The 8,528-nt window shown below is 49.6% G+C and carries 8 protein-coding genes; 1 reads left to right on the top strand and 7 read right to left on the bottom strand.

The window, feature by feature from the left end:
* Positions 1–190 precede the first annotated feature (190 nt).
* From FD28_RS04775 to FD28_RS04760, 4 genes are all read right to left on the bottom strand, one after another.
* Complete coding sequence (locus FD28_RS04775) at positions 191–700, bottom strand: GNAT family N-acetyltransferase (RefSeq protein WP_057733130.1); 510 nt, start codon at positions 698–700, stop codon at positions 191–193.
* Entirely contained in the window at positions 693–1,169 is a 477-nt protein-coding gene (gene tsaE / locus FD28_RS04770) for a tRNA (adenosine(37)-N6)-threonylcarbamoyltransferase complex ATPase subunit type 1 TsaE (protein WP_057733128.1), read from the bottom strand. Before tsaE ends, FD28_RS04775 begins: the two co-directional genes overlap by 8 nt.
* Positions 1,170–1,334: 165 nt before the next feature.
* Positions 1,335–2,312: a phosphate acetyltransferase gene (gene pta / locus FD28_RS04765; RefSeq protein WP_057733126.1), complete on the bottom strand. Its 978-nt coding sequence runs from the start codon at positions 2,310–2,312 to the stop codon at positions 1,335–1,337.
* 43 nt (positions 2,313–2,355) lie between these two features.
* Positions 2,356–3,078, bottom strand: a complete 723-nt coding sequence (locus tag FD28_RS04760) for a uracil-DNA glycosylase (RefSeq protein ID WP_057733124.1) — start codon at positions 3,076–3,078, stop codon at positions 2,356–2,358.
* A gap of 217 nt (positions 3,079–3,295) precedes the next feature.
* On the opposite strand from FD28_RS04760, the gene FD28_RS04755 reads away from it, so the two are divergent.
* Entirely contained in the window at positions 3,296–3,853 is a 558-nt protein-coding gene (locus FD28_RS04755; RefSeq protein ID WP_057733121.1) for an LURP-one-related/scramblase family protein, read from the top strand.
* 60 nt (positions 3,854–3,913) lie between these two features.
* Here FD28_RS04755 and FD28_RS04750 read toward each other — a convergent pair whose 3' ends face one another.
* The 3 genes from FD28_RS04750 to smpB all read right to left on the bottom strand — a co-directional run bounded on the left by FD28_RS04750 (position 3,914) and on the right by smpB (position 8,514).
* A complete protein-coding gene (locus FD28_RS04750) occupies positions 3,914–5,662 on the bottom strand; it encodes a DUF5776 domain-containing protein (protein ID WP_057733119.1) in 1,749 nt (582 codons plus the stop codon).
* A 267-nt stretch (positions 5,663–5,929) separates the two neighbouring features.
* Positions 5,930–7,696 carry a DUF5776 domain-containing protein gene (locus tag FD28_RS04745; protein ID WP_057733117.1) on the bottom strand — a complete coding sequence of 589 codons (1,767 nt, stop codon included), beginning with the start codon at positions 7,694–7,696 and terminating at the stop codon, positions 5,930–5,932.
* Positions 7,697–8,040: 344 nt separating this feature from the next.
* Positions 8,041–8,514 (bottom strand): SsrA-binding protein SmpB, encoded by a 474-nt coding sequence (smpB, locus tag FD28_RS04740; protein WP_057733115.1) that lies wholly within the window; start codon positions 8,512–8,514, stop codon positions 8,041–8,043.
* Positions 8,515–8,528 lie beyond the last annotated feature (14 nt).

Genomic DNA, 8,528 nt, shown 5'->3' with positions numbered 1-8,528 from the left:
CTCGGGCCGTCCTGCCCACCGCGTTCCAGCCCAAATTTGGCGAACGGTAAGGCGGCATTTCTACACAATGTTGCCCGTATTTCAGTAATTCTCCCCTGTTCTATCAGGGGTTTCAGTGATTGACAACAATGATTAACCAAAAGGTCCCGCCGTGCAGCGAATCGCTTGCACAGCGGGACCTTTTTGACGTTCAATTCAAGTGATAAACCATTTCCACGGCTTTAACGTGTTCGCCATCGTCATCCGTCACCATCTCAGGTGGCGTCTGTGTCCGGACAAAGCCCATTTTCTCATAAAGACGGACTGCCGGAACATTACGCGTCTGAACAATCAGTCCCAGCGCTTGTAAATTGCTGGCTGTGTCTGCCCAATACAAGGCTTCATCAACCAACGCGGTTCCGATGCCCAAGTGCCAGTATTTCTTTTCAACTGCAATTCCCAGTTCACCGACGTTGCCTTGTGGTGTGGGTGCCACCGACAGCACGCCCAAGAGTTGGTCACCCAAACTCGCCACCAATAACAGGTGAGCGGGGCTTTCCTTGATTTGTTCCAGTTGATCTGCCTCTTGTGCCGCGCTAATCGGATCGTCGGCATCCGCTAAGCTAAAAGTGTCACTCTCTTGTTGCAAACGTTCTAGCAATGCCAACAAAGCTGAGGCATCGGCCGCATTCGGCAGGCGAATGGCTACGTCATCACTCATGGGAAGCGTCCTCCAATTGCTGAACTAATTTTTCAAAATGGGTGCCCCGTGGCTCAAATTGCAGCGTCCGTTGATTTTCACCAGCCGCATCATCGCGTTTGAACACAATCCGCAAGTAATCCTGAGGCAATTCGTCAGCAATAAACTTGGACCATTCCACGACATTCACCCCATCACCATTGAAGTATTCGTCAAGGCCCAGTTCATCCCCGCCGCCCTCTTCCAAGCGGTAAACATCCATGTGATACAGCGGGAGTCGGCCCCCCTGATACTCTCGAATAATGGTAAAGGTTGGACTTTTTACGTTGCGCGTAATCCCTAGACCAAGAGCTAATCCCTTGGTAAATGTGGTCTTACCAGCACCCAGATCCCCGTCGAGTAAAATCAGGTCTCGTGGTTGGAGATTCGGTGCCAATCGCTGACCTAACGCCATCGTCGCTTCTGGACTTGTGACCGTTACTTCAAACATTATCGCTTGCCCCTTTATAACCAAATTAATGTCAGGTTTTATTTCTTGATGCCATTCAAATTGATGAAGGATCGCCATTACAAATAATACCCGGACTGCTAAAAAATAGCAATCCGGGCACTTGATAGTTTTATGTTGTGATTATTCAGCACAAAATCAATTTGTTTAATCCAGTGATTGGGCCGCCGTGATAATGGCTACCTTGTAAACGTCCTCTTCATTGCAACCCCGTGAAAGGTCGGAAACTGGCTTGTTCAACCCTTGCAGGATTGGGCCGATGGCTTCGAAGCCACCAAAGCGCTGGGCAATCTTGTAACCAATGTTCCCGGACTGTAGTTCTGGGAAGACAAAGACGTTAGCATGACCCGCAACCGTAGAGTCCGGTGCCTTCTGTGCAGCCACACTCGGCACAAAGGAAGCGTCGAATTGGAGTTCCCCATCGACGGCTAAATCTGGTGCCGTTTCATGAGCGATCTTCGTGGCCTCCTGAACCTTAGTGACCATGTCACCCTTGGCAGACCCTTTAGTGGAGAAGCTGAGCAGTGCCACCTTAGGATCAATGTCAAAGACCTTAGCCGTGTGGGCACTTTCAACCGCCACTTCTGCCATACCAGCAGCATCCAATTCAATGTTAATCGCACAGTCGGCAAAGACGTAGCGTTCTGCGCCCTTTTGCATGATGAAGGCGCCACTGATCCGGCGAACACCCGGCTTCGTCTTAATAATTTGTAAGGCTGGCCGCACCGTGTCCCCGGTGGCGTGAATCGCACCGGAAACCATCCCATCGGCTTGACCCATGTAAACCATCATGGTTCCGATGTAGTTCGGATCTTCCAGCATTTTAGCGGCTTGTTCTGGGGTATTCTTACCCTTCCGCCGTTCAACTAAAGCATCCAACATGGCTTGATGTTGATCGGCTGGAATCGCCGTTGGGTCCAAGATGGTTAAGGGTTCCAGGTCAATCGCGTTGTTCGTTGCGGTATTCTGAATATCACTTTGTTTACCCAAAACAACCGCGTGAATCAGCCCATCAGCGGCTAGTCGACTGGCAGCCCCTAGGACCCGAACGTCGGCGCCTTCTGGAAATACAATGGTTTTATTTTGTCCGTTGATCTTTTGTTTAAGACTATCAAAAAGTTCCATAGATGATGACCTCCATAAAATATCCCACGAATCAATTCTGTGCCTATGCTTGTTGGTTGGTTGTGGTGTTAGGCCCATCATCGGCGGTCACATGTTCCGGCAGCTGCCAATCGATGGGTGTCTCACCCAATGATGTTAATGCGATGTTGGTCTTTGAAAACGGTTTGGAACCAAAGAACCCCCGGTACGCCGACAGCGGGCTCGGATGTGGCGCCTGCAAGACAATGTTGGTCTTGGTATCGATCAACTTGATCTTGGAACGCGCCGCACCACCCCAAAGAATGAAGACAACCGGTTCTGGTCGCTCCGATAATTTGGCAATCGCCACATCTGTCAACCGTTCCCAGCCATGGCCCTGGTGTGAAAAAGCCTTGCCATAACGAACCGTCAGCACGGAGTTCAAGAGCAGGACGCCTTGTTTGGCCCACTTCTCAAGATAGCCGTGACTCACCGGCTGAATCCCCAGGTCATCCTGAAGTTCCTTATAAATATTCTGTAACGACGGCGGCAGTGGCGTTCCCGGCAAAACCGAGAAGCTACAACCATGGGCCTGACCAGGATTATGATAAGGGTCTTGCCCCAAGATAACCACTTTGACCTGGCTAAACGGCGTCCACTCGAACGCGGTAAAAATATGGTACATGTCCGGATAGATCTCATAATTCTGATACTCCGAGACCAAGAATTGCCGCAATTGTTGATAATACGGTTGCTCAAACTCGGGCTCCAGAACCGGCCACCAATCATTATGAATAAACGGTTTCATTCCCAACACCTCACGCTTTTATTCTATCATAACCAAGCCGTAAATGATATTGTCGAACGTGAACCGTAAAACATGTTAGAATGAAATTAATCATCAAGTTGACGCCTTAAATGCCGTCAAAGATAGCGAATTAATTAACACTACCCGAACTTGGTGTTACCCTACATTTATGACCACATGTTCAACTCACTATCACGGTTAAACAAAGGAGGTTCCCATGCGTAAACTGTATCTCAATCAGGCCGCCCTATCGGCTAAGGCGACCACAGTCATTCACGATGCCGACAACGACTCGCGCTACCTCCTCGTGGGTAAATGGGGACTGAGAGCCGATGTACTCTCTGTCTACACGATTAGTGGGGCTCTAGAGGCCGAGGTTAAGCAAGAAACATTGGGGCTCTTACCTAAGTTTCGCCTGATCTATCATCGGCAAACGGTCGGTCGCGTCAGTAAGACTCTGGGCGTGATCCGCGAAGTTCTCTTCGTCCGTGGTCTCAATTGGGTCATTATGGGGAACATTAGCAGTGGTCACTTTAGCATTACGCATGGTCGCGAAAGCATTGCCAGTATCGATCGTGTCAGCCAATCCGGCGGTGGGACCATTGAATTGACGGTTGACCAACCGGACCACGAGGCGCTCGTCATTTGCCTCGCCTCAATCTTAGATCGCTGGGGTAAAAAATCTCAGGGAGCTGCTTTGCCGGTGCGTCCGGTCTGGTCACCCCACGCACTGCCATCTGGCAGCGTCACCCCGATCGCTAAAAAAACCAATTAAAACGACATTAACCTTAATCACCAAACGAGGCCGGGACAATTGTCCCGGCCTCGCTTTCGTCTATTCTGCAATAACCAATTTTTTATTGGCGGTTACATATTGTCCATTAGTCAGGACAAATCGGGTCGTCTTACGGTACGCCACAATCTTCTTCACCTTAAGAACTTGCCCCTTACGGTAATGCTTAACTTTATGCGTCAGTGCAACCTTACGATAACTATTGATTCCCTGTGCATTGATGACTTTAACCTTTGCTTGGCGCTTCGCATAATAAGCGGAACTCACGTAGGCTTTATTGGCCGTAATGTAGCCCGTCTTGCCGGCCGTCTTGCTGTGATGATTGACATCACGCACGCGGTAACGTTTGTGACCATTCTTCGAAGTGGCATACCCCGTCACCACAAACATAGGCCGCTGTGTCCGAGATGCCTTGGCATAGTAGAACTGCCGCGATTGATCGGAGAAGTTTTTCGTCCGGTACAGGCCAATTTTCTTAGTGGCATAAACAACGCCGCTCACCGGCACAACATTGGCACCATCCCCACCGGTAGCCAGATCCGGTTTGTAGTGGAAGGTCACCGTTTGCGCGGTCTTGGAGAAGACACCGGTTGCGGCACCCTCAGTCTTGACGAGTTGATAACCATCAAACTTAAGTTGCTCTGCCGTGTATGCCGCGCCTAGTTGACCCGTTAACGTCCGTTCACCTGCTAGTGCTTGCTGTTTATCATCCCAATAACGCACAGTAACCGGAGCTGCCGTATTATCTGGCGGCGTCACCGGTGGAACAATAACCCGGTTGACTGGCTCCCAAACGTAGGTTTCGACCGATGTTGGATTATCGGTGTGATTGTACTGGCCAGTCACGGCGTCACCAGTGGCGAATTTAGCACCCAACGGATTCTCAGCGGTCCCCGTGCCAACAGCCTGCCATTCTCCGGTATACGTCTCATTGGCGGTTGGTGTGGTTAAACCAGCCGATGACTTGAAGAAGGCTGCTGGTCCCAACGTTAACGACGATATTTTGGAATTGCCGGAAAACATTGACCCTCCAGAAAAAGTCGCTGACGGTGCAAACTTAGGCAAACGGATCGTTTGAATGCCAGAATTCGTAAAGGCAAACATCACATTCGAAAGACTAGCAAACGTTCCTGACGCGAAGTCAACCGTTTTCAAGGCCTTATCACCGTTGAACAGTGACATCATGCTCGTGACGTTTCCCGTGTCAAAGTGACTCACGTCCAACTGGCTAAGGGTTGGCAGACCATAGAACATCCAGTCCATCTTGGTCACCTTGGCCGTGTTAAAATGACTGACATCGAGCGACGTAATTTGACTATCAAAATTGTTGGTCATGAACATGCCACTCATGTTGGTCGTTTGACTGGTATCAAGTTGGGAAAGGTTCTTGTAACTCGTCACATTGCGCAACTGGGCAAACAACCCCGTTGCGTTTTGCGGCGCCGTCACGGAACCATCCAAAACAACACTCGTCACCTGATCAGCCGCAGCTTGGGTCGTTGCGGAAGTTGGCGTTCCACCCTGTGCCAGGACAATTTGAGTGGCCAGTTGTCCCGTATTGGCAAGCAGGTTATCTGGCTCACCAAGCTGACCTGCGCCCAAGTGGAGGGTGCCATCGGCAGTCAACTGCCACGTCACACTCCCATACTGACCGGTAGCCGGCGTCGCCTTTACCGTAGCCGCATGGGCGACTGACTGTGGCTGTATCCCAGTAGCACCGACCAGTCCACTTAATGGCTGTGCGGCACCTAACGTTAGAACAACTAATAATAAACTCACTGACTTTTTCATGACAGTTCCTCCTCTCTGCTAAATAGGGAAGCCTATTTCTTCTGAGTTGATAGTGAATCGTTTATTGTTTCAACCATTCTATCAATCATATGATAACACGATAACCATGTTATTTAAATGATTAGCTCTTGCTATTTTTGTTTGTGAAGAAAATTCATTAGATGGCATTGGGCCGCGTTTCAGACGCATCACCGTCTTTGCCGTTCTTATCCCGAATAGTGGCATTCCATAAAAAAAGCTGCCATCACTGGCAGCCCCAAATCAAAATTATTGTGCAATAATCACGAGCTTTTTATTAGCTGTTACATAGTCACCCGTAGTGAGGACGAAGCGCGTGGTCTTACGATACTTAACAATTTTTTTAATTCGTAAAGTGGTGCCTTGTCGATAGTGCCGTTGTTTTCCTTTAAGGGCTACTTGCCGGTAACTATTAACTCCCTTGGGATTGAGGACGCGAATACGCGACTGTTTGGTCGCGTAATAGACCGACTGCACATAGCTTCGGTTAGCCGTCAAATACCCCACCTTGCCGGCCGTTTTGGACCGATGATTGACATCGCGCACGCGGTAGCGCAGGTGTCCGTTCTTGGAGGTGGCGAAGCCTGTGACTACAAACATGGGACGGTTCGTCCGCTTTTGTTTGGCATACCAATGCTGACGGGTCTTGGCGGAAAAATCTTTATGCCGATATAAACCGACCTTTTTCGTCGCATAAACGACGGTTGAGATTGGTGCAATCCCATCACCATCTCCCCCAGTGACCAGATCCGGTTCGTAGTGGAAGGTCACCTGTTGCGCTTCGGTCGTGAAGGTTCCCGCGACCTGTCCACTGGTCTTAGCTAAGCGATAACCAGAAAATGCCATGGCGGACGCACGATAGGCCGTACCTAACTCGCCAGTTAGCCGATGAGCTGGTGCCAATGGTTGTGACCGCTCATCCAAATAACGCACCGTCACGGGCTGCGCAGTCGTCACGGGTGGTGGGGTTACCGGGGGAATGATCCGATTGACGGGCTCCCAGACATAGGTTTCTGCTTGGGTAATCTCTCGGTCGGGATCAATCTTTCCGATTTCAGATCCTGTGCTAAATTTTTCCCCTAAGGGATTGTCCACGGTTCCCGTCCCCACAATTTGCCACACCCCCGTGTATTGTGCATTTTTGGGTGCGTTTTTCAGACTATAAACTTTTTCCTGTTGTGCCTTGGGCCCTAACGTCAACTGCGACAGGCTGTCAGCTGCATAGAGCATATTGTTGCTTTTCCCTGGTGCCTCAAAAAGTGGCAGATTTAGTCGCTCGACCCCTGATTTAGCAATCATCTGACTCGCCTGTTCCGTGACCGCAAAAGTCCCTCTTGAAAAATCGATTTGTTTTAACGCCGCTGTTCCGGAAAACATACTATTTACATTCTTCACGTTGTCCATGTTAAAGTGCGAGACGTCCAGTTCCAGTACCCGCTTCATCGAGGAAAACATGATATTCATGTCTGTCACGCGACGCGTATCAAAATGAGAAACATCTAGCTGCGTCACGTATGCGTTTTCGGAAAACATGGCAGCCATATTTTCCGTCTGACTGGTATCCAGCTGATCCAGATTCACGTACGTCGTAACCGCATTTAGTCGCGAAAAAGTATGACTCGCGTTAACTGCCGCTTGAATGGGACCATCCAAAATAACACGGGTAACCAATTTTGTAACCGTCTGCAAATTATTCAATGTAATATTAGGCCGATTAAAATAAGCCTTGGTAACGGCACTAATCAGCTGACCGCGTCCCAAATCATCTGGTGTGCTCACGTGATCAGGAAAGCGACCTGGCCCCAGGTGCAAGTCCCCCGCAGCCGTGAGATAAAAATCAACGGTACCAAATTTTCCCTTCGTGATAATGGCATCGTTTTCATTACTAACCGCCCTTTTTGTGTTACTGGCCGTTGCCGTAACTTGGGCTTTTGCCACCACCCCCGTCATGGTGAACAAGGGCTGACCGACCCCAACTAAAAATACCGTCAACAGCCCAATTGCCAGTCGTTTCATAGTTTCTCCTCCTTGGTCATTTTTTCTCAAGAATCGCCCCGATTGTCGGATCTAGTTTCAGCTATTACAGGATAGCATCCACAACTAGTTTCACCAACGATTTTGCTCGTGTCACGCATTTTTCAAAAATATGACACTAAAAAAGCTCCAGAACCGTGTTCTGAAGCCTTTATCGGCAAATTCATAAGACCGCTTTTTCGGCGAACTAGCTCACGCCTGCCGTTAGTTCAGCGCCCTTTACAATCTTTCGGATTTTGAGGATTTCGCTCTGAGGAAACCGACCTGTCCGTCAACACAGAAAAAGGTCACCCGAACCGTTACCCGTTCAGGTGACCCCCTTCACATTAATACCGCTTCATGACCCGGGCAATCTGCCGGTCCTGTTCGCGTCGTTTAATGGTTTCTCGCTTATCAAATTCCCGTTTCCCGTGGGCAACCCCAATGAGAACCTTCGCAAAACCATGCTTCAGGTAGACCTTGAGTGGCACTAGGGTAACCCCTTTGTCCTGTGCTGCCAGTCCGAGCCGGTGAATCTGCTTTTTATGCAATAACAGTTTCCGATTTCGCAGTGGATCGTGGTTGAAGCGATTCCCCTGAACGTACTCATTGATGTGCACGTTCATCAGCCAAGCTTCACTGTTCCGAATCTGGGCAAAACCATCTTGCAAATTGATGCGCCGTTCCCGGATCGATTTAATCTCGGTTCCGGTAAGCACGAGCCCCGCTTCCACCGTTTCCGTCACAAAATAATCGTGACGGGCTTTGCGGTTTTGCGCAAGCACGTTATCCGGCGTCTTCTTCGACTTTTGTTTAGCCAAGTGCTGTCACCTCG

It is taken from the genome of Levilactobacillus hammesii DSM 16381, from assembly GCF_001434395.1.
In the GTDB taxonomy this organism is placed as follows: Bacteria; Bacillota; Bacilli; order Lactobacillales; family Lactobacillaceae; genus Levilactobacillus; species Levilactobacillus hammesii.
This window is presented reverse-complemented; position numbering and strand designations above follow the sequence as displayed.

Excerpts from the sequence above, each read along its gene's own strand:
- FD28_RS04750 (WP_057733119.1), bottom strand. The coding sequence starts at position 5,662 with ATGAAAAAGTCAGTGAGTTTATTATTAGTTGTTCTAACGTTAGGTGCC.
- FD28_RS04775 (WP_057733130.1), bottom strand. The coding sequence starts at position 700 with ATGAGTGATGACGTAGCCATTCGCCTGCCGAATGCGGCCGATGCCTCA.
- tsaE (WP_057733128.1), bottom strand. The coding sequence starts at position 1,169 with ATGTTTGAAGTAACGGTCACAAGTCCAGAAGCGACGATGGCGTTAGGT.
- FD28_RS04760 (WP_057733124.1), bottom strand. The coding sequence starts at position 3,078 with ATGAAACCGTTTATTCATAATGATTGGTGGCCGGTTCTGGAGCCCGAG.
- FD28_RS04745 (WP_057733117.1), bottom strand. The coding sequence starts at position 7,696 with ATGAAACGACTGGCAATTGGGCTGTTGACGGTATTTTTAGTTGGGGTC.
- pta (WP_057733126.1), bottom strand. The coding sequence starts at position 2,312 with ATGGAACTTTTTGATAGTCTTAAACAAAAGATCAACGGACAAAATAAA.
- FD28_RS04755 (WP_057733121.1), top strand. The coding sequence starts at position 3,296 with ATGCGTAAACTGTATCTCAATCAGGCCGCCCTATCGGCTAAGGCGACC.